The organism is Bifidobacterium sp. UTCIF-1 (assembly GCF_006408915.1).
Taxonomy (GTDB): Bacteria; Actinomycetota; Actinomycetes; order Actinomycetales; family Bifidobacteriaceae; genus Bifidobacterium; species Bifidobacterium reuteri.
Window position 1 is genome coordinate 50,680 of the sequence record NZ_JFAG01000001.1, and the last position, 19,811, is coordinate 70,490.

Annotated in this window: 18 protein-coding genes and 1 pseudogene; 5 read left to right on the top strand and 14 right to left on the bottom strand. The window is 60.7% G+C overall.

Going from position 1 to position 19,811, the window contains the following annotated elements; genetic code table 11:
- The first annotated feature begins 242 nt into the window (after nt 1–242).
- Complete coding sequence (gene thrC / locus BW09_RS00210; RefSeq protein ID WP_140462485.1) at nt 243–1,733, top strand: threonine synthase; 1,491 nt, start codon at nt 243–245, stop codon at nt 1,731–1,733.
- A 298-nt stretch (nt 1,734–2,031) separates the two neighbouring features.
- Here the strand turns inward: thrC and BW09_RS00215 are convergent, their stop codons facing one another.
- The 8 genes and pseudogenes from BW09_RS00215 to BW09_RS00250 form a co-directional block, all read right to left on the bottom strand.
- A complete protein-coding gene (locus BW09_RS00215; RefSeq protein WP_181161703.1) occupies nt 2,032–2,769 on the bottom strand; it encodes an ABC-2 transporter permease in 738 nt (245 codons plus the stop codon).
- A 5-nt stretch (nt 2,770–2,774) separates the two neighbouring features.
- Nucleotides 2,775–3,425, bottom strand: a complete 651-nt coding sequence (locus BW09_RS00220) for an ABC-2 transporter permease (RefSeq protein ID WP_181162114.1) — start codon at nt 3,423–3,425, stop codon at nt 2,775–2,777.
- A 65-nt stretch (nt 3,426–3,490) separates the two neighbouring features.
- Nucleotides 3,491–4,415, bottom strand: a pseudogene (locus BW09_RS00225) (ABC transporter ATP-binding protein).
- Nucleotides 4,416–4,460: 45 nt separating this feature from the next.
- A complete protein-coding gene (locus tag BW09_RS00230; RefSeq protein ID WP_140462488.1) occupies nt 4,461–4,835 on the bottom strand; it encodes a GntR family transcriptional regulator in 375 nt (124 codons plus the stop codon).
- 319 nt (nt 4,836–5,154) lie between these two features.
- Entirely contained in the window at nt 5,155–5,985 is an 831-nt protein-coding gene (locus tag BW09_RS00235) for an ABC transporter permease subunit (RefSeq protein ID WP_140462489.1), read from the bottom strand.
- Nucleotides 5,986–5,995: 10 nt separating this feature from the next.
- Entirely contained in the window at nt 5,996–6,805 is an 810-nt protein-coding gene (locus BW09_RS00240) for an ABC transporter permease (RefSeq protein ID WP_140462490.1), read from the bottom strand.
- Nucleotides 6,805–7,920, bottom strand: coding sequence for an ABC transporter ATP-binding protein (locus BW09_RS00245; protein ID WP_140462491.1), 1,116 nt, complete (start codon nt 7,918–7,920; stop codon nt 6,805–6,807). The genes BW09_RS00240 and BW09_RS00245 overlap by 1 nt, the downstream gene beginning before the upstream one ends.
- A 115-nt stretch (nt 7,921–8,035) precedes the next feature.
- Complete coding sequence (locus BW09_RS00250; RefSeq protein ID WP_140462492.1) at nt 8,036–10,087, bottom strand: sodium:proton antiporter; 2,052 nt, start codon at nt 10,085–10,087, stop codon at nt 8,036–8,038.
- A gap of 247 nt (nt 10,088–10,334) precedes the next feature.
- Between BW09_RS00250 and BW09_RS00255 the strand changes: the two genes are divergently transcribed.
- Nucleotides 10,335–10,955 carry a GNAT family N-acetyltransferase gene (locus BW09_RS00255; RefSeq protein ID WP_140462493.1) on the top strand — a complete coding sequence of 207 codons (621 nt, stop codon included), beginning with the start codon at nt 10,335–10,337 and terminating at the stop codon, nt 10,953–10,955.
- Nucleotides 10,956–11,007: 52 nt separating this feature from the next.
- Here BW09_RS00255 and BW09_RS00260 read toward each other — a convergent pair whose 3' ends face one another.
- Genes BW09_RS00260 through BW09_RS00270 form a run of 3 tightly spaced genes read right to left on the bottom strand, consistent with a single transcriptional unit; the run spans nt 11,008 to nt 14,404 of the window.
- Entirely contained in the window at nt 11,008–11,667 is a 660-nt protein-coding gene (locus BW09_RS00260) for an HAD family phosphatase (protein WP_140462494.1), read from the bottom strand.
- Nucleotides 11,668–11,675: 8 nt separating this feature from the next.
- Nucleotides 11,676–13,439: a DNA repair protein RecN gene (gene recN / locus BW09_RS00265; RefSeq protein ID WP_140462495.1), complete on the bottom strand. Its 1,764-nt coding sequence runs from the start codon at nt 13,437–13,439 to the stop codon at nt 11,676–11,678.
- Complete coding sequence (locus tag BW09_RS00270) at nt 13,439–14,404, bottom strand: NAD kinase (protein WP_140462545.1); 966 nt, start codon at nt 14,402–14,404, stop codon at nt 13,439–13,441. The genes recN and BW09_RS00270 overlap by 1 nt, the downstream gene beginning before the upstream one ends.
- Nucleotides 14,405–14,586: 182 nt before the next feature.
- Between BW09_RS00270 and BW09_RS00275 the strand changes: the two genes are divergently transcribed.
- The 3 genes from BW09_RS00275 to BW09_RS00285 all read left to right on the top strand — a co-directional run bounded on the left by BW09_RS00275 (nt 14,587) and on the right by BW09_RS00285 (nt 17,684).
- Nucleotides 14,587–16,065, top strand: coding sequence for a TrkH family potassium uptake protein (locus BW09_RS00275; protein WP_140462496.1), 1,479 nt, complete (start codon nt 14,587–14,589; stop codon nt 16,063–16,065).
- Nucleotides 16,066–16,128: 63 nt separating this feature from the next.
- Complete coding sequence (locus tag BW09_RS00280; protein ID WP_140462497.1) at nt 16,129–16,791, top strand: TrkA family potassium uptake protein; 663 nt, start codon at nt 16,129–16,131, stop codon at nt 16,789–16,791.
- Between the two features lie 215 nt (nt 16,792–17,006).
- The gene (locus BW09_RS00285) at nt 17,007–17,684 is read left to right on the top strand and encodes a polymer-forming cytoskeletal protein (protein ID WP_258184890.1); all 678 of its coding nucleotides are present in this window, start codon (nt 17,007–17,009) and stop codon (nt 17,682–17,684) included.
- 32 nt (nt 17,685–17,716) lie between these two features.
- Here the strand turns inward: BW09_RS00285 and BW09_RS00290 are convergent, their stop codons facing one another.
- The 3 genes from BW09_RS00290 to BW09_RS00295 all read right to left on the bottom strand — a co-directional run bounded on the left by BW09_RS00290 (nt 17,717) and on the right by BW09_RS00295 (nt 19,809).
- Nucleotides 17,717–18,508 carry a TlyA family RNA methyltransferase gene (locus tag BW09_RS00290; RefSeq protein WP_140462498.1) on the bottom strand — a complete coding sequence of 264 codons (792 nt, stop codon included), beginning with the start codon at nt 18,506–18,508 and terminating at the stop codon, nt 17,717–17,719.
- 81 nt (nt 18,509–18,589) lie between these two features.
- The gene (locus BW09_RS10815; protein ID WP_181161702.1) at nt 18,590–18,766 is read right to left on the bottom strand and encodes a hypothetical protein; all 177 of its coding nucleotides are present in this window, start codon (nt 18,764–18,766) and stop codon (nt 18,590–18,592) included.
- Nucleotides 18,763–19,809 (bottom strand): HAD-IIA family hydrolase, encoded by a 1,047-nt coding sequence (locus BW09_RS00295; protein WP_140462546.1) that lies wholly within the window; start codon nt 19,807–19,809, stop codon nt 18,763–18,765. The genes BW09_RS10815 and BW09_RS00295 overlap by 4 nt, the downstream gene beginning before the upstream one ends.
- Nucleotides 19,810–19,811: the final 2 nt, after the last annotated feature.

A 19,811-nucleotide genomic window follows, 5' to 3' on the forward strand; every position in this document is an offset into this window, starting at 1 on the left:
ATGATTGGCAGAAAACCACGGGACATGCCGTCTCGAGATATGGACTTGACCGCATGGGCTTGACCACGCATCTCCCCGATTCGCGAAACGTGTCTTCGATGCCGATCTGTCGAACGACATGTCGAACAATCTGTCATGCGAGACGTCGCACCGCCTACGCCCATGCCGGACGCTAGAATGGTGGGGACTCGATTCACCCCTCGATAAGGCCGTTCGTCATTCACAGACTAAGGATTTCAACCGTGGCTACCACCTTCCATTCCACCCGTTCCACCACCGACTCGCTGACCGCCAAGCAGGCGATTCGCAAGGGCATCGCCGATGACGGCGGACTGTTCGTCTCGGACGACCTGGGCAAGACCAAGGTGGAAATCGGCGAACTGGCCGGCAAGACCTACCAGCAGATCGCCGCGGATGTGCTGAGCGCGCTGCTGCCGGACTTCACCGCCGAAGAACTGAACCAGTGCATCGCTGATGCCTATGGCCCGCAGTGGTCCGACGAACGCATCACGCCGCTCAAGCCGTTGGGCGACGACTATATCCTCGAACTGTTCAACGGTCCGACCTCCGCCTTCAAGGACGTGGCGCTGCAGATTCTGCCGCGTTTCATGGCTCACACCACTCCGGCCGATGGCGATGCGGACGAGAAGATCATGATCCTGACCGCCACCTCGGGCGACACCGGCAAGGCTGCGCTGGCCGGTTTCGCGGACGCCCCGGGCACCGCCATCACCGTCTTCTACCCGGAAGGCAAGGTGAGCCAGGTCCAGGAACTGCAGATGACCACTCAGACCGGTTCGAATGTGAACGTCGCCGCCGTCGAGGGCAATTTCGACGACGCCCAGTCCGCGGTCAAGCGAATTTTCGGCGATAAAGTGCTCGCCAAGAAGCTCGCCGCCGACTCACATGTGGTGCTCTCCTCCGCGAACTCAATAAACGTGGGCCGTCTGGTGCCGCAGGTCGTCTACTACTTCTCCGCGTACGCGCAGCTGCTGGAGCAGCAGGTCATCAATGTGGGCGACGAAGTGGAGTTCGTGGTGCCGACCGGCAACTTCGGCGACATCCTTGCCGGCTACTACGCCAAGCTGCTGGGTCTGCCGGTCAAGCACCTCGTGGTGGCCTCCGACAAGAACAACGTGCTATTCGACTTCCTCACCACCGGCACCTACAACCGTCAGCGCCCGTTCTTCCAGACCATTTCGCCATCGATGGACATCCTCATCTCCTCGAACCTCGAGCGCATGCTGTACTACTTCTCCGAGGGTGATACACGACTGATCGCCATGCTCATGAACGATCTCAACAAGTGGGGCACGTATGAGGTTCCGGAGGAGCTGCTGGCCAAGATCCGCCAGATCTTCGGTACCGGCTGGGCCGACGAGGATCAGGTGCGCGAGTCCATCAAACACTGCTGGGATGAGAACCACTACGTCATCGACCCGCACACCGCCTGCGGCTACTACCTGCTTGAGCAGATGCCGCGCGACCCGCTGACCCCGCGCGTGTTGCTCTCTACCGCGAGCCCTTACAAGTTCCCGCGCGTGGTGAACGAGGCGCTGGGCTTCGACGCCACCGGCACCGACTTCGAGTGCATGGACGTGCTCTCGCGTGAGACCGGCACCACCGCGCCCGCCGCACTGCGCGGGCTTGAGACCGCTGAAGTGCGGTTCACCAACGTGGTGCCGATCGACGGCATGGAACGTTTCGTGGCCAACGCCGCCGAATCGCTGTAACGTTCCGTCAGGCATCCTCTGGGGAATAGAAATACTCTGGGGAACCATAACAGGGGGTGATGGCTGCCTGCCATCACCCCCTGTTTCGTCGTGCCGACAGTCTGATCTACAGATCCGATCGACGTTGTATCGGTCCGATAATGGGGCGAAACATAAGTATTTCACGACAATGGGTTATGTTTCGACCCGTTTCATATATGCAGAACGGGGCGAAACATAACCCGACATCGTCGTTTAGCTATGTTTCGACCCGTTTTCCACCCTGTGCCATAGGCCGGCAACGCATATACCGACGGTGTCACAGCTCTTTGGCGTTGAAGATGCGGATGGCGATGCCCATGGACACGCCGTATACAGCGAAGCAGAACACCGCGCCGACCAATACGCCGCGCCAGGGCACCGACAGGAACTCGAAGACCGTCAGGATGATCGGCTCCCACGGAATCGGCAGGAAGGAGACCAGCGCAGCCAGCAGATACAGCGCGCCCATCATGACGGCGAACACGATCATCAGCTGGCGGATGCCGAACCGATAAGTGCAGGCCAGCATGACGGACCCGACAATCATCGACATCGCGAACACTGTCGCAGCTACGGCGGCGACGCCAACGCCATCCACGACGCCATCGGCAAGCACGTTGAAGACGATGCGGCACACACCCACCTCCACGCTCCACGCCACCGCCGAGGCCAGCAGATACAGGAACCTGCCGATCACCTGCGGCGTGCGGGCAATCGGGACAAGCCCCGCCATCGCGCGATGACCGTCCTGATCCTCCATCATGGACGGAACCAATGCCATCATCCATCCAGCCACCACGGCCAACCCGGTGATACCGCCCATCAACCCACCAGCCATTCTGGCATCCATGCCGACAAATCGCACCAGCACGCCGACCACTACGGAGAACAGGAGCACCGCCCCCATGACCAGCTCATAGCCCAAATCGGACGAGCCACGGGCGACATCGAATCGCAGCTGAGCCAAGGCCGACCGCCAAACAGTCCGTCGGGAGACCGGAACATCCTTGCCCATGATGCTCACCATTCCTTCCGTTGATAGATACGTGCACTGATTGCATAGGACACCGCATAGAGCGCCACCGCAATCGCCAAACCCGCCACAGCAGCCAGAACCGCATGGGAGCCCAGAACAGCGAACACGCCAAGCACACTGGCAGTGAATCCGTGCGGCAGCTCGCTCCACATCAGGAGCACCGCAAGGAATATGACATACACCGCGAGAAGCCCCACCTGCAATCCGTTGACGCTGTTCGAACGATAGCCGAGCGGTGTCCATATCGCCACGATGGCCAGCACGCTGAGCAGCGTGCCCACCACCATCGGCATGTTGGCCGCCAACGACCAGTCAGGCACCGCCAACGACTGCACGAGATTGAGCAATGCGACCATCACGGCCGCGATCACCGCCATCATCACGCCCAAGACATATCGCGACAGCACCTGGATATGTCGAGCAACCGGCATCAGCGCCCGCAGACGATAGCCGCTCTGCACATCGACGACCGCCATCGTGACGATCAGCGCGCCAAACGAATACGTTTCCATCGAGACACCGAGCACATACCCGAAGTCGTTCCGGAATGCCAGAAGGAACACGAACGGCATCAGGATGATGAGTGGATATTGAAAGACACCATCGGCGAACAGGTAGTCGAGATCAAGACGCATCGCCGATATCAGCGCACGTCCCCTGGATTGCATGTCGGCACGAGCGCCGCGAGCCACGCTGCTCATCACAGCACCCCCTTGTTGTCATGACGGGTATTGGTCAGGCGGATGATGTCGTCGATGGATGCACGTTCCACGACGAGCCCCGGCACGGCCCGCATGACTGCCGCAAGGTCCTCGCCACGGACCAGTGCGTCGAAGCCGGTCTCATAGACATGCGAGCCGAGCACCATGCCCGCCGGCAACTGCTTGAGCTCGTCCGGACCGCCTTTGACCAGCTTGAACGATTCCTCGAACTCATCCTTTGGGCCGGTGAAGTACAGCCGGCCACCGGTGATGTAGGTGATGAAGTCGGCGGCGCGCTCGAGATCGGCGGTGATATGAGTGGAGAAGAGCACCGAATGCTCGCCGTCTTCGATGTAGGCGTGGAGCAGGTCCATGAGCTCGTCGCGGGCCAGCACGTCCAATCCGCTGGTCGGCTCATCCAGGATGAGCAGCTTGGCGTCATGGCTCAGGGCTATCGCGAGCATGAGCTTCATCTGCATGCCGCGGGAGAGCGACTTGATACGCTTGCTGCCGTTTTTCCTTGCCGGCAAGCCCGAAGTCGACAAGCCGGCGCTGGTACAGATCATGGTTCCACGTGGGGTACAGCAGTGCGACGATCCTCTCTACGTCTTTCACCTTCCACTGCTCGTAGAGATAACTGGAGTCGAACACCACGCCCAGCTGTTCCTTGACGGCTTCCTCGTGCTCAAGGTTGTCAAGACCTAGCACATGGATGTCGCCGGCGTCGCGGTGAATCATGTTGAGGATGAGCTTGATGAGCGTGGATTTGCCGGCGCCGTTTGGACCGATGAGACCCATGATGTATCCGGCCGGCAGGTCGAAGGTCACGTCCTCCAATGTGAAGCCGGAATCGTAATGCTTGGTCACGCCAGTGACGGACAGTGCCGTCGGCGTGGATTGCGGTGTGAAGGCGGTCATCGCCATACTCCTTTCGCCTGTTGCATTGCATATGCCGATCAGGCGTATGCATCAGTTCGCTCGGTACTCTTCGACGAGCATCTCCCCCAACCGCTCCAGCGGCATGTCTGCGGCCTTGGCGGCGCGGCTGGCCTCCGCGAGATTCGTGCGAATCTGGGCCTCGAGCTGCTGTTTCATGAGCTCGTTGCCCTTGTCCATCACGAACGTGCCCTTGCCTTGGATGTTCTGCACCACGCCCTCGTCGGCCAGTTCGTTGTACGCCCTGGTGACGGTGAGTACGGAGGTGCGCAGTTCCTTGGCGAGTTTGCGCAGCGAGGGCAACGCCTCGCCGGCCTTGAGGTCGCCATCCAGCACGGCGGTGCGGATCTGGGTTTTGATTTGCTCGTAGATCGGTTCACCGGACACGGATGAGATGATCAGTTTCATCTATGCCCCTTTCGATGGTTATTGATTGGGTTCCAGCCTCCCCACCCGTCGGTTGTTCAGCTGTTATGTATAACAGTATAACTGTTTGGCAAAACTGTCAAGGTGTGTTGCATAACAGTTAAACAGTAGTGCAGCGGTTAGTGATTTGGTAGAACAGGGGGATATAGCGACGAACCGCTCCCCTCAGTCAGCTCCGCTGACAGCTCCCCTCAGAGAGGGGAGCCGAAGGGACACCACCCACCCAGTCCGACTCTCTCAGCAGGGAGGGAGGGATACATAACTGCGTGTCAGAAAAGCTGGCTGGGGAGCCGAAGGCACGTCACCGGGACGTAAGGTCACGGCGAAGGAATGCGATATAAGACACCGCAAAACAGACCACAACAATCACCACGCCCAGTATGGCGAACGGCACCGGGATCCGCCCGTCGATCACGTCCTGCGGGGTGGCATACCGGAAGGGCGACAGTACGCGAACGACCACCGACGCGTCATGGTCGGAGAACATGTCATAGGCCACACCCGCGCAATAGGCCACCACCACGGCGGAGTTTCCAATCAGAGGGCCGCGTTCCAGGCCATGCTCAGCGCCCAAACATGCGGCACACGCACAGGCTGCGAGCGCGCCGAACACCAGCATCATCGCCAGCATCCATATAGCGAACCGGATGACCACCATCGCGCTGCCGGACGCATCGGACAAGCCATCCAGCATGGGCAGGCACAACAGGGCCGAGACAAGATCGACAACCGTGAAGATCACGGCATCAATCAGTGCCGCAACCAGCTTCCAAGTGAGGATGGCCGTCCGAGACACCGGGCGGACGAACAGGAACTCATAGGTGCCGTCCATCATCTCGCGAGACACCGCATGGACCGCAAGCGCGACCGCATACACCGCAGCCATGATGCCCACGTAGAACATCAGCACCGCGTAATATCCGGCAAATGTCGTCATATCCAAATCGGAGATGCCCATGACCGCAAGAGCCACCTTAGGGAATGCCTCGGTCAGCTGGCGGACGGATTGCGGATCGCCGCCGGCGATGCCTTCGAACTTCATCACGCCCGCCACGTTGAACAAGATGACGACCAGGCTCCAGATCACCAGCGGCTTGGCATTCGATCTCAATTCACGAACCAGGATGTTCATCGCCAGCCCCTCACCTATTGCGCACGTCGGCGTGTGTGTACACCGCCGCAGCGCCCGCCAAGCAGACTGCGGCAACGATCATCGCCAGCATCGAATACCCGACCTCATAACGACCATGGTTCAAGGCCTCGTCCACATTGAACCAGGTGAACGGGGAGACAAGCCGCCAACCGTCCTCCCCGGTCATTTCAGGCAGCGAGACCAGAACGAACCCCAATATGCCGACCATCGTGGACGTGCCGGAGACCCCGATGGCACGCCGTGACAGCACCGCGATGAGTACACCGAATGCGAGGAATACCATTTGCACGCCGACCAGCGAGCATGCGGCGAGCAATATCCTCGGCAACGGGATGGAGGCCGCAGTGGGGTCTTCGCCGTACCCCCGGTAGATCATCGCCATGACCGCCATGAACAGCGCACCAGTGGCCGCTACCATCGTGAGGCACACGGCGAGTTTCTCCGCATACAGGCGCATCCGACCAATCGGCATGACAAACAGGAAATCGGACGACTTGGTACGCCGTTCGCGACCGAATACCGACAATCCCCATGCACAGGACATAATCGCCACGATGAGCATGAAATACAGCGAGCAGAATCGGTAGAAGCCACCGAAGGAGAACATGCCGTCGGAGACCCCGAACAGCGCGGCGAACTGCGGAGGGAACCCCTCGAGCACCTGTTCGACCGCCTCCTTGGCGTCGCGATAGATCGGATAGGCGCCCACCATGAGCAGCACGGCAACGCCCAGCAACACCACCTCACCGACAAGAAACCCGCGCAGCTGGCGACCGAACTCAAAACGGTAGACGTTCATCAGTCCCGCTTCCCTCGCGGCGCCGTCGGCGCATCCGCACCATCCGCGACACCCAACGATTCCGGCTCCCCCAATGCATCCGGCTGATAGTAGTGCATGAACACCTCTTCCAGCGTCGGCTCGGTGATCGACACGTCAACAAGGTCGAGGTCGGCGAGCGTGTCGAGCAGCGAATTGCAGTCACCCTCGAACAGGAAGCTCACGTCCTCGGACGAGCCGCCACCCACCGTCAGCGAACGCACGCCCGTAAGGCCGGACAGCATCGCCTTGATACGGGCGGACACAACATCAGCATGCTCATCCCGAATCGCACCGGGGACACCCACCGGTCGAGCGCCGCCATCGCCATCGGCACGCGCACCGCCTCCACCCAGTACCAGCGACACCCGTTTGACCGACGAGCGGCGCAGCTCGGCGACATCCTTCACCGCCACAATCCGTCCTTCGCGTATGATCGCCACACGATCGCACATGCGCTGCACTTCGGAAAGGATATGTGAGGAGAACAGCACGGTGACGCCATGCTCGCGGTTCTCTTCGCGGATGAGATCGAAGAACGCGCGCTGCGCCAGCGGGTCAAGGCCGCTGGTCGGCTCGTCGAGTATCACCAGCTTCGGCGAATGCAGCAGTCCCTGCACGATGCCGACCTTTTTACGGTTGCCGAGCGACATGTCCTCAATCTTCTGGTCGAGGTTCAGGTCAAGCCGTTGCGCGAGTTCCATGATGCGGGCGGAGCAGTCCCTGTGATAGAAACTCGCAGCATAGGCGAGCAGGTCGCGGGCGCGCATGCCCTCGTAGTAGAACACCTCGCTGGGCAGATACCCCACGTTCTCGAGAATCCGCACCCGGTCGCGCATGCTGTCGAGTCCGAATACTGATGCAGAGCCGCTTGTCGGACGGATCAGGCCCAGCAGACAACGGATGGTCGTGGATTTGCCAGCGCCGTTGGGGCCGACGAAGCCGAAGATCTCTCCCCGCTTCACGACGAGGTCCACATCAGTGATGCCTCTCGCTTTGCCGTAGCGTTTGGTCAGATGACGCGTGACAATCGCAGGCTCATGTTCACCGCCATGGCCGTCACGCGCAGTTGCATCGCTCCTGTCAGCCCCTGTCATAATCAGGCTCTCCCCCTCATCTGTTCTCGGACACGCTCACATCCGTCATCACACATCACCATGCGCCCGGCTCCACTGCGGGTGCCGGCAAGACCCCGGATGCGCACGCACATCACTAGACCACCGATTCGGCCTGCATGAGGTACACGTTCGAGCGCATCAGGCGGGCATCCTCACGGGTGATCTCCTTGGCCTCGAGCATTTCTCGTATGGTGTCCAACTCCATGCGCAGCGCATTGGCGCGCACTGCCTCGACCTTCGAGCTGTCAGCCGCATGCAGAGGGGACATGGAGTTGTCGAGGATCTGGTTCAGCGCCCTGCGGTATTCGATGAGCAGCTCGGCCACCAGCTCGGCATCGTAGACATGGTCGAGGATGAGATCCTGCAGCCGTTCCATGATGTCGTTGTACAGCGGCACCTGCACCGCCCGGATTGCACGTGTGCGCTCGGCTTCCAGACCCGGCGTGCGGCGTGCGATGCCTTCCCAGAACCGCCGGATGACAGGCATGAAACGACGGCGCAATTTGGCCATATTGAATCTGAGCCCGTGCCCGGAACCCCCCTCAGGAGTCAATCGCTCCAACACGCTTTCGACATGTTCGAGCAGGTAGCGTGCACCTGTGAGCTGGGTGATGGTCTCCTGATCGGGATTGACGACGTTCTCACGGGTGGCAATCGCCTTGGTGAGCCAATCCCTCTCCCACCTGAGCGTGCGGATGCGCAGCTCGTTGGCCTCGCGAGGAGACGCGGACGGCATGTTCGCCTCCACGCGTTCGATGCGGTCGTTATAGCTTTTGAGCACGCGCGTCACGGCGGCATGGGTCTCGGGCGTCTCGTTGTCCACGATTTTGGCGATGGTGCGGCGCAGCATCTCGATATCGCGCTTGGCCCACTCCTCCTTCGACGTGTCGGCAGGCTTCGGCGACAGCAACGGAAGCATGACATTCGAAATCACGATGGACAGCACGATATAGCCGGAGACGATGAACAATATGATGTTGCGCACCGGCACCGAGGCACCATTGTCGATTGAATACGGCAGCGAGAACGCCATGGCCAGCGAAATCGCGCCCTTCGGCCCGCCGAAGGTCATCACCACCGCCGAATGCCAACGTTCACGCGTCATCTTGCGGCGCTTGCCCGTGGCCAGATCCTTGGCCCAACGCAATGTGCCCACGCACCAGATGAATCGGAGTACCAACGTCAGCAGCGTCAGCAACAGCACCAGACCGATCATCGCCCACAGATCGACGCGCGGATCATCCCAGATCGCACGCATCGCAATCGGCAGTTCGATGCCGAGCAGCACGAACACCATGCCGTTCAGCGTGAAGTCCACGAAATGCCATACGGAGTTCGAGACCAGATTGACGCGCGCCACATCCCCGCCTACGCCGGTTCGGGGGAACGTGATGACCACGCCACACGCCACCACAGCCAACAGACCGGAGATACCCACATGCTCAGAGAGCAGGTATACGCCGAACGGCAGGAAGCATTCCATCAGCATGCGCGTGGTGACGTCCTCGAAGTTATGCTTTCGCATGAACAGGACCAGACGGTCGAACAGCCACCCCACCACGGCGCCGATCAGGGTGCCCAGCACGAAGCTCATCAGCACCTGCCAGCCAAACCCCGCAGGCGAGAAATGACCCGTGGCGAGCGCCACCAGCATGGTCTGGAAACCAACCAGGCTGACGGGATCATTGAGCAGGCTTTCGCTTTGCAGCACCGACTGCTGTCTTGGCGTCAGTTTGACGACGCCACCCAGCTGCGCCACGGACACCGCATCGGTGGGGCTGATGATCGCGCCCATCGCCACTGCCGCCATCATCGGAATGGCAGGCCACAATTCATGCAGGGCCACTCCGCTCAGCGCCATCGTGACCATGACCAGGCCCACCGCCAGAGACAACGAGAGGCTCAGGTCCTTGCTCAGCGCCTTGCGGTCGATGTTGCGCGCCTCAAGGTAGAACAGCGGGACGATGAACAGCAGCATGAACATGTCCGGATCGAACTGGATGTTGCGCAATCCAGGGGTGAAATACCATGCGACGCCGAAGGCTATCTGGATGAGCGGCGTGGAGATCTTCGGCAGGAACCGGCTCAGGAACGAGGAGATGAGAATCGCGAACAGAATCTCCGTGACCAGTATCGCGTTCTCCATCGTTGCCGCCTTCCCCCAGTCTATACGGAAATAGAATGTAATCAGCCGGCCTCACGCCGCCCCCATCCCTTACGGAAGACATACGGTTTTCACCGTGTGCGACGGCGTTTCCCTAACGGTTTTCTCATGCGTGGCCGCATGGCAAAGCGGCTTGGATGAACTTCAGACGAACAATGCAGCCGAATCCCGCCGCTGCGATAAGCCGTAACATCCTCCATGCCTATAATGCGGTTGGAAGGGAGCAGCCATGCCCGACAACGCCGTTACATTGCGCATCACCGAACCCGATGACTACCGTTATTTCGAGATCTGGTGGAATACAGACACCATAGCTGACGCATGCCGAAACACCTTGGAGACATTGACCAACGGTCAGATCGACACATTGTTCCACAATGCCAGCGATACGGACGACGACCATCAGTTCGGTCGCACCGTGCTCGATCCGCACGGCCAGCCCATCGGCCACCTCGCCGCCTGGGGCTGCACCGATCCGGAACGCGACGCGACGATGGCCCTGCTCATCGGTCCGTATTATCAGGGTTTGGGCTTCGGCAATCAGGCGATGAAGCTCGGCATCAAACTCGCGGCCGAGCAGTTGCGCGCGTCAACGATCACCGTCAACGTATGGTCGTTCAACCTGCGTGCACGCCATATGGCGGAATCCTTCGGCCTGAAGGAGGTTTCCCGGCGCAGCGACGCCGTGGAACGCGATGGACATTCGTTCGATGAAGTGACCTACCGCGCACCCGTGGAGGTGCTGCTGCAGCGCATATCCTCCGAAGAGGTGGAGCGCCGGGAAGGCGAGGAGTTGGAACGGCAGCGGTTCGCATCGAATCGTCCCGCCGACCTGCTCTCGGTCTTCTGAATCCTCTTCCGCATCCGCTGCGTATGCTTCCATGAGGCCCCACGCAGCGGCATCACCAGTTGCGCGGGGCCTCATGGAAGTCATGGAGGGCACCGTCGGCGATACGTTCGATTTCGGGCCAATCCGCGCTTGACGAATCATCATACATGGCCCACACATGCATGCCCGCCGACTTGGCCGAACGAATGCCGACCAGAAGATCCTCGAACACTATGCAATCAGAGGGTTCTGCACCCAGACGACGGGCGGCCAAGAGGTATACGTCCGGCTTGCTTTTGCCCACTCCACCTGCATCGTCCACCGAAACGACGGCATCGAAGCATTCAGCGATACCGAGATGCGCGAGTGCCGCTTCACGCAGTTTCGGCAATAGCGTCGTAGCCACGCCGAGCTTCACACCGAATCGTTTCAGCTCGTTGAGATAAGCGATGGCCCCGGCTTTCGGCATGACCTGGGTGGCGTAGGCGGCGTGCGCCATCTCATCCCATTCGGCCATGACCTGTTCGGGTGTCTCCTGCAATGCGAACCGGTCGATGGTGTATTCGGCAATCTGCCTGAACTGCATCGATGCCACAGTGGACATATAGTCATCCGGCACGGCGATGCCCCGCCTGCCCAAAAAATCGATGTCGATCTGGTTCCACACGCCCATGGAATCAAGCAACGTGCCATCCAGATCGAAAATGGCGGCTTTGACGGGACTCACTACCATCTTGCTCCTCACTCACCGGCATTCAAGCGGGAATCGGCCAGCAGCTCGCGCGCATGGTCGAGCGACGCTTCGGATTCCGAGCCGGACAGCATGCGTGCCACCTCCCGGATACGGGCATCATCCTGCACCTGCTGCACTGTCGTAATCACACCCACGGCATCGTCATCGGCATCCGGCGGAATCTTCGTCACCACAAACTGACTGTCCGCCCAGGAAGCCACTTGAGCCAGATGCGTGACGACGATGACCTGCGACGTACATGCCAGACGGGCCAACCGTCTGCCGAGTTCGACTGCCGCCTTGCCGCCCACACCGGCATCCACCTCATCGAAGATGAAGGTCATGCCGGATTCCGCATCCTGCTTGTCCTGCGACGATTCACCGGTATGCATGTCCGCGGCAGACAGCTCCAACGCGAGCATCAGGCGGCTCAGTTCGCCGCCGGAGGCGCTTTTGCCCATCGGCAATTGAGTGGACCCCTCATATGGAGTGAACAGGAAGGCTATGTCATCGCCTCCATTGGCGTCCAGCGCGTCTTCGGATTCGCCGCTTCGGCGAGTCACCCGGATCTCCAATGACGCTCCGGGCATGGCCAGGGACTCCAACTCGGCGGTGACCTTGCCCGCGAGTGTCGCCGCAGCCTTGGACCTCGCCTCACTGAGCTCATCCGCCGCCGCCACGGTCTTGCGATACAGGCCGTCCCGCTCGGCTTCAAGCTCGGCGATCTTTTCCGGCGAGGCATCCAGATCCTCAATCTCGAACGATGCCTTGTCCCGCCATTCGAGGACATCCGCCAACGTGGGTCCCCATCTGCGCGTCAGCTCCGAAAGTTCATGGATGCGAGCGTTCAATGCGTCGAGATCCGCATCGCCGAAGTCCTCATCAAGATGCTTCGACAAGGCGAACACCACATCCTGCAGTTCGGCATTCAACGATTCGAGACGGTCGGCCAACTCCTGGAATTCACCAGCTGCATGGATGCCACGCAGCGCCTGGGCGGCTTGCAACAGCAGGTCGGATGCGCCGGCGGACTCGGTGGAGGCGTCGAATTCCAATTGCGACGAATCCAGCGCCGCGAGCGCATGCGATACGCCTTCGGCGATATCCGCCGCGTTCTCGATCCGGTCGCGCCTGACCTTGAGGTCCTCGTCCTCACCGGGGTGCGGGTCGACCTCGTTGATACGCCCCACCGATTCACGCAGATAGTCGGCGCGCTGACGCGCCGAGGATTCCTGGGAGCGCAGACGCTCCAACCGGTCATCCATATCACGCAATGCGCGCCATGCCGCATGGTAGGCCTCTAGCTGCTTCCCATCGTCCGATGCATGGTCGAGGAATTCCCGTTGCCGCGACGCCGATGCGATGTTGAGCTGCTCGGCCTGGCCATGGATGGTGACCAATGCGGATGCGACATTCGCAAGCACGGATTTGGGCACGCTTTTGCCGCCGAGTACCGCACGCGACCTGCCGGCCGCCTTGACGGTACGGGCGAGGAACAGTTCCCCGTCCTCCACATCCACACCGGCCTCGTGCGCCACGCCCGCAGCGGGAGTCTCATCACCGACGGCGAAGATGCCCTGCGTCCAGGCCTCGTCGGCGCCGGCGGTCACGCGACCGGCATCCGCCGGCCCTCCGGAAATGAGGCTCAACGCGGACAACAGCATGGATTTGCCGGCACCGGTCTCGCCTGTGATGGCGGTCATGCCTGGCGCCGGTGTGATGGTGGCCTCGTGGATGGGGCCAAGATTACGGATATCGAGTTCCTCCAGCATCAGCGGGCCACCTCGCCGAGTCGCATGGCCCCAGCTGACGATGCGGCGGTACCGGAATGATGCTCCGCGACCTGGCCTGTGGCTTCCGCACGTGCATGCTCGCGCCACCCGACTACCGGAAGATCGAATTTGGAAACCAGACGGTTGGTGAACGGCACACCCGACAGCCGTGCCAGACGTAGCGTGTCACGCGATTCGCGGACGATCACACGGGTCCCCTGCGGCAGCGCGCGTTGCCTGCGGCCATCGCAGCAGATCCAGCCTTCGGACATCGATTCGTCCAGAATATCAATGGTGAATGTGGAGCCGGCACCGATGATCAGCGGACGGGCGAACAGGGCATGTGCGGCCAATGGAATCAGCTGCAATGCCTTGACGTTCGGCCATATGACCGGCCCCCCTGCCGAGAACGCATACGCCGTGGAACCGGTGGGCGTGGAGACGATCACTCCATCGGCGCCGAACGAGTTCATCTCGACGCCATCCACCTGAATGGACAGTTCCACCATCTTACCGCGATCGGCCCGCTCAAGGGTGATGTCGTTCAGCGCCCAATCCTCGAGCGGGGCGCTGGCGCCAGGCAGCCAGACATCGACATGGGCGATCATGCGTTCGTCAATGGAGTAATCATGCTCGGCGACCCTGCGAATAGCCTCATCGATCTGGAAGCTCTCGAATTCGGCGAGGAATCCCACATGCCCCATGTTCACGCCGAGAATAGGCACCTGCGTGCAATGCACCAGTTCCGCGGCCCTCAGAATGGTGCCGTCGCCTCCCAGAACCACCACTATCTCCGTATCATCCGGCACGCACGGCGGCTGCACGCCGAAATCCGGTGCTTCCGTGTTGTCGATGATGGAGACCGCAAACCCTGCCACACGAAGCTGGCTGACCGCTTCGGACACCACGGTCCCGGACTGCCTGAGCCTGGTATGCGTCACCACAACCGCATTGCGCTTGGCCATGCCATCCTCCTGTTCGCCGGCTGATGCATCGCATTCGCACTGCACCATTGACCATCCTAACCGCCATGCACGCCATTGGGAATCGCATATCCCGGCAAAACGTCCTACAATGGCCCTGATTCGCCTTCCAGCCGCGGCGGATGAACCAGTGACGACGAGCAGTTTGAGGAAGCACGGGAACCATGTCCAACGACTTCGATGAATCCTTCCTCAACCGGAAATCCTCGCAAGGCCTGTCCTGGTGGTTCGCCAACTTTTCGACTGGCGCGAATGAGCGGGACAAGGAGGGCATGCGCAAGGCACGCCGTATCCGCCGCATCAGTCTGACCGATCGGCTGCTGAATCATCCCGGACGGCTGTCCATCCTCTACTTCCTCGTGCTTATCGTGGTGGTCACCGGCTTGTTGCTGCTGCCGATCTCCACCCGGAGCTGGGTGTTCACCAACTTCCCCGTGGCGTTCTTCACCGCCGTCTCCGCGTTGTCCACCTGCGGCATTCCGGTGGTGAACACCGGCGAATACTGGTCCATGTTCGGGCAGGTGGTCATCCTGTTGTCCATTCAGTTCGGCGGCCTCGGCGTGATGACCTTCGCATCCATGGTGGCGCTCGGCGCATCCCGCAGACTCAAGGTCTCCCAACGCATCCTCACCGCCAGCGAACTGGGCACCACCAAGCTTTCGGAAATCAAAAGCGTGCTGTCCGTGGCCATCGGCACGTTCGTCATCGCGGAGGTGCTCACCTTCGCGCTCCTCTTGCCAGAATTGTTCCGCATCAACAACGGACAGGTCGGCCGCACTCTCTGGCAGGCCCTGTTCTACGCGGTGTCCGCGTATAACAACACAGGATTCACGCCGGACGCCACCGGACTGCATATCAACCGTTGGGGCGTGGGACTGCCCATTCTGCTCAGCGCATTCGTCGGCACCCTCGGCTTCCCCGTGGTCCTGAATGTCGTGCAATGCGCATACCGGCGCATCAGTCCGAAGCGTTGGACGTTGCACACCAAACTCACTCTGGCCACCACTGCGATACTGGTCGTGGCCTCCCTGATCTGGTTTCTGGCGGTCGAATGGGACAACGCCACACTGTTTCCCGCCGACGACGCAAGCATGAAGCTGCGCCGGGCTCTGTCCGCCGCCGTCATGCCTCGCTCGGCCGGATTCGACATCTCCTGGGTGCCGGATGTCAGCAACGAGACCAAGGTGTTCATGAGCCTGCTCATGTTCATCGGCGCCGGCTCATCCTCCACCGCAGGAGGCATACGCGTGACCACGTTCGCGGTGATCATGCTGATCTGCGCGGCGTCGTTCACCGGCCATAGGGATGTGACCGTGTTCCGGCGACGCATCCCCCGACGCATCCAGATGACAGCCGTATCGGTGATCACGGCGTGCTCCGCGCTGGTATTGATCGGTGCCGTGGCGCTGATGTTCGTCACCGGGTGCGATTTCGTGGACGCCATATTCGAAGCGTCCTCGGCGTTCTCGCTGGGCGGGTATTCGGTCGGCGTGGCAAGCGCCGGCAATCCGGCGAGCCTGTTCATACTCTCGGCTGAGATGATCGTCGGACGGCTCGGCCCGTTGACCATCGCCTATTCCATCAGCAGGCCGATGGCGCCGGAACCCATCCGATATCCGCAGGAGAACATCATCGTCGGCTGACACATCCAATCCACATGCATACGTTCAATCCAACTACCATTGACATTTCAGGAAAGGGTCATCATGGCATCAAAATCGAACACCGGCAAAAGCGTACTGGTCATCGGTCTCGGACGATTCGGCGGGGCCGTGGCATCCACGCTGGATGCCATGGGACAGGATGTACTGGCGGTGGACAAGAATCCCGAAATCGTGGCGCGCTGGTCCGCCCATCTTCCTACCATCCAGGCCGATATGACTGATGTGATGGCCATCGAGCAAATCGACGCGGCACAATTCGACACCGCCGTCGTGGCCATAGGCGACAGCATCGAAGCGTCCGTGATCATCACCGGCAACCTGCTCGACGCGGGCATCTCCGACCTATGGGCGAAATCCGTGTCCCAGGAGCACGCCCGCATCCTGCAGCGCATCGGCGCACGGCATATCATCAATGCGGAGACCGACGCCGGAAAACGTGTCGGACATCTGGTGGCCGGCAATTACCTGGATTACATCGAGATCGATGGCCCGTACACGGTCGTGAAGATTCACACGCCGCTGTATGCGGTCGGACGCTCCATCGAGGAAGTGCAGGTGCATGACAAATACGGTGTGACCGTGGTGGGCATCAAGGCCCCCGGCAAGGAGTTCCAATACGGCTCACGGGAATTGGTCATGCACCGCAATGACGAACTCATCATCATGGGCAAGCAGGATCAGATCGACCACTTCATTCAGGGATGAGGTGTGGAAGACAAACCATCAATGACAGGCGCTCAACGAACTGCTGACGCTGCATACTAAGCGGGGCGGATCACATCAACCCCTCAGAAAGTCGGCAATACCATAGGAACGCCCCCTGTTCGCGCATACCCCCGTTACTCTGCGGACATCGGCTCCCCTGCCAGAGAATCTGCGCTTAGGCTGAAATGCTGAGAGTCCCGGAAGGGGGTATTACCATGCATAAGTCCACGGACTGCTCATTGATACACAGCGGCGATTACGACCTCATCGATGTAGAGCAAAACGCCACATTCGCCGACGCGGTCAGATTCCGCACCACGATGGTGGAAGGGAGCCTGCAGGCGCCGAACATCCAAGGTGAGAACCTCATCATCAACAAAGGCGTAGTGCGATGTTCAGGCAAAATACGTGTCAAACGCATAGCCGGATGCGGTACGCTCGAGGTCAAAGGCGATATCGTCTGTGACAGCATCCAATTGACCGGCAGCCTGGTTTCCGACGGCAACATCTACTGCTCCGGAAATATGGAGATGACCGGCACTCTCAGCAATGCGCATCGCATCACCGCCGATGAGATGCAACTCAGCGGCGTGCTGCATGGCAACGACATCGATGGCCGTTCCTTCACCGTCCGTCCTCTGCACAGCACCATGTTCTCGAGGTTCGGTATGCCGGATTATCAGGCACGCAGCCACGCGGACGCCATCAGTGTCAGCAATGTGGATGCTTCACGTCTGACATGCAGAACGATGACGGTTGACACCGCGACGCTGAGGAACGGCACTTCCGTGGAAAGTGCCGCCTGTTCGACTTCGTTGGGCATAGACCGAACATCAAGCGTGCTGCTGCTGACCGGAGCCTGCCGGAGAACCCATCTCAGAGCGGTCTCCTGACTCCATTCGCGCCATGCGCTATGCCTGCCGACTTATAACGGTCGCGGACCATTGCCTGCGACCGCATACAGCAGGTATTCGGCATTGCCGTGCGTGCCTTCGATGGGGCTGTCGGCGGTGCCTCGCACGGCAAGCCCATGACGGTTGGCGCAATCGACGACCGTATCGAGCGCCCGCCTGCGCAATGCCGGGTCTTCGACGATGCCGTTCTTGCCCAGACCGGTGCGGCCGACTTCAAACTGCGGTTTGACCAGAAGCACCACATGGGCATCCGGTGCGGCTATGCGGGCGATCACCGGAACCACATAGGTCAGCGAGATGAACGAGACATCAGATACGATCATCTGGGGACGCCATGGCAGATCATCCGCCTCGACGTCGCGAATGTTGACGCCGCTCATCTCCGTGACGCGGGCATCGGCGGATATGCGGGGGTCGAGCTGTCCGTGGCCGACATCAAGCGCCACGACTGCGGCGGCTCCCCCACGCAACAGCACATCGGTGAACCCTCCGGTGGAGGCACCGATGTCCAGGCAACGCAGGCCACGGGGACCAGTAAGTCCTTGGGCCGCAAAGGCCTGGAACGCGCCCAGCAACTTGTACGCGCCACGGGATACGTAGTCGTCACCTTTGTCTACGGCGAGTTCCTCATGTCCGGCTTTGACCATATACGACGGTTTGGTGACCGTCATGCCATCGACACGTACATGACCGCCCTTGATGAGGCGCTGCGCCTTGGCTCGTGATTCGACCAGCCCGGAAGCCACCAGCATCATGTCAAGACGATCAAGCGGCGTCGCAGGGTCAATGGCCTGCGTGACCATAGCTCATCCTTTCACCGCTTCCGCCAGCGGCAGTCAGCGATCCAGCCGATACGATCCTTTTGCTCCTTTGTCCCGCGGCCGTTACTCGCGGCTGGAGTCAAGTTCGCGCTGCAATGATTCGAGCACCGAACGGTACACCTCGAGCTTGCGGTCATCGCTCAATCGATCGATGTCGGCAAGCTCGGGATAGCGTTGCGCAATCGGCGCGTCATCCTGCGTATCCGTACCCTCATCCGTGTCGTTGGACGGCCCGTTCATTGCCCTCGCCTGAACTCGAATGCAGGCACGGTGCTCGGCTCGAGCATCGCGCCCTTGTCCTCGGCCTCCCATGCCGCGCACATGGCCGCACGTAATGCATCCATACTGGTGGTGTCGCTCGCGTGCACGGCACCGTTCTCGAACCAGGCGCAGGCGTTGCGGCATTCCCAGGTGCCGTCTTCTGTTCGAACCGGTTCAGGCTGGATGTTGGCCAGTTCACGCAGGTCCTGCGCAACGAATGTAGGACGCAGGTGGGCCGGAGCGAGCATCAGTTCCGTGGGGTTGGTGACGCCGGTGAGGACCGCCAGGGAATCATAACCGCCACGGTTGCCGGCTTCGATATCCGTATCGAGACGATCGCCTATGGCGAGCGAGGATTCCTTGGGGACCAGGTCATGGCCTTCCGCCGCATTGAGTTCGCGTGCCTCGTCATACATGTATGATTCCGGCTTGCCGGCCGATGCCACGGGCTCCACGCCCGTGGCGGTGACGACCGCGTTGATCATCGAGCCGCAACCCGGCGCGATGCCCAGTTCGCGCGGAATGGTCAGATCGCGATTGGTCACGAAATACGCGGCGCCGGCCTCCACGGCGAATGCGGCATCGGCCATCATCTGCCAGGTCATCTGCGGATACCATCCTTGGATGACCGCCTCGGGATGTGCTTCCGGCCCGTCCACGATGGTCAGGCCGTTATGCCGTACCTCCTCACGCAAGTGTTCGGCGCCCAATACCTGTACACGCGCCCCCTCCGGCAAGGCCTTCGCCACCATACGGGCCGCGACCACGGACGAGGTGATGACCTGCCACGGTTCCACATCCAGACCGAAGCCCCTGAGCTGGTCGGCCACCACGTGCTGGAATCGCGAAGAGTTGTTGGTGGTGTATTCGATGGTCATGCCGGCCTGTTCTGCGGCACGAATGGAATCGGCGGCATACTCGACCGGATTCTTGCCTCGATATACCACACCGTCCAAGTCAAGCAACGCCAGCTGGTATGCCTGTGCCAAGGGCCGATCGGTGCCTTTGAGGAAGCGTGTCATGG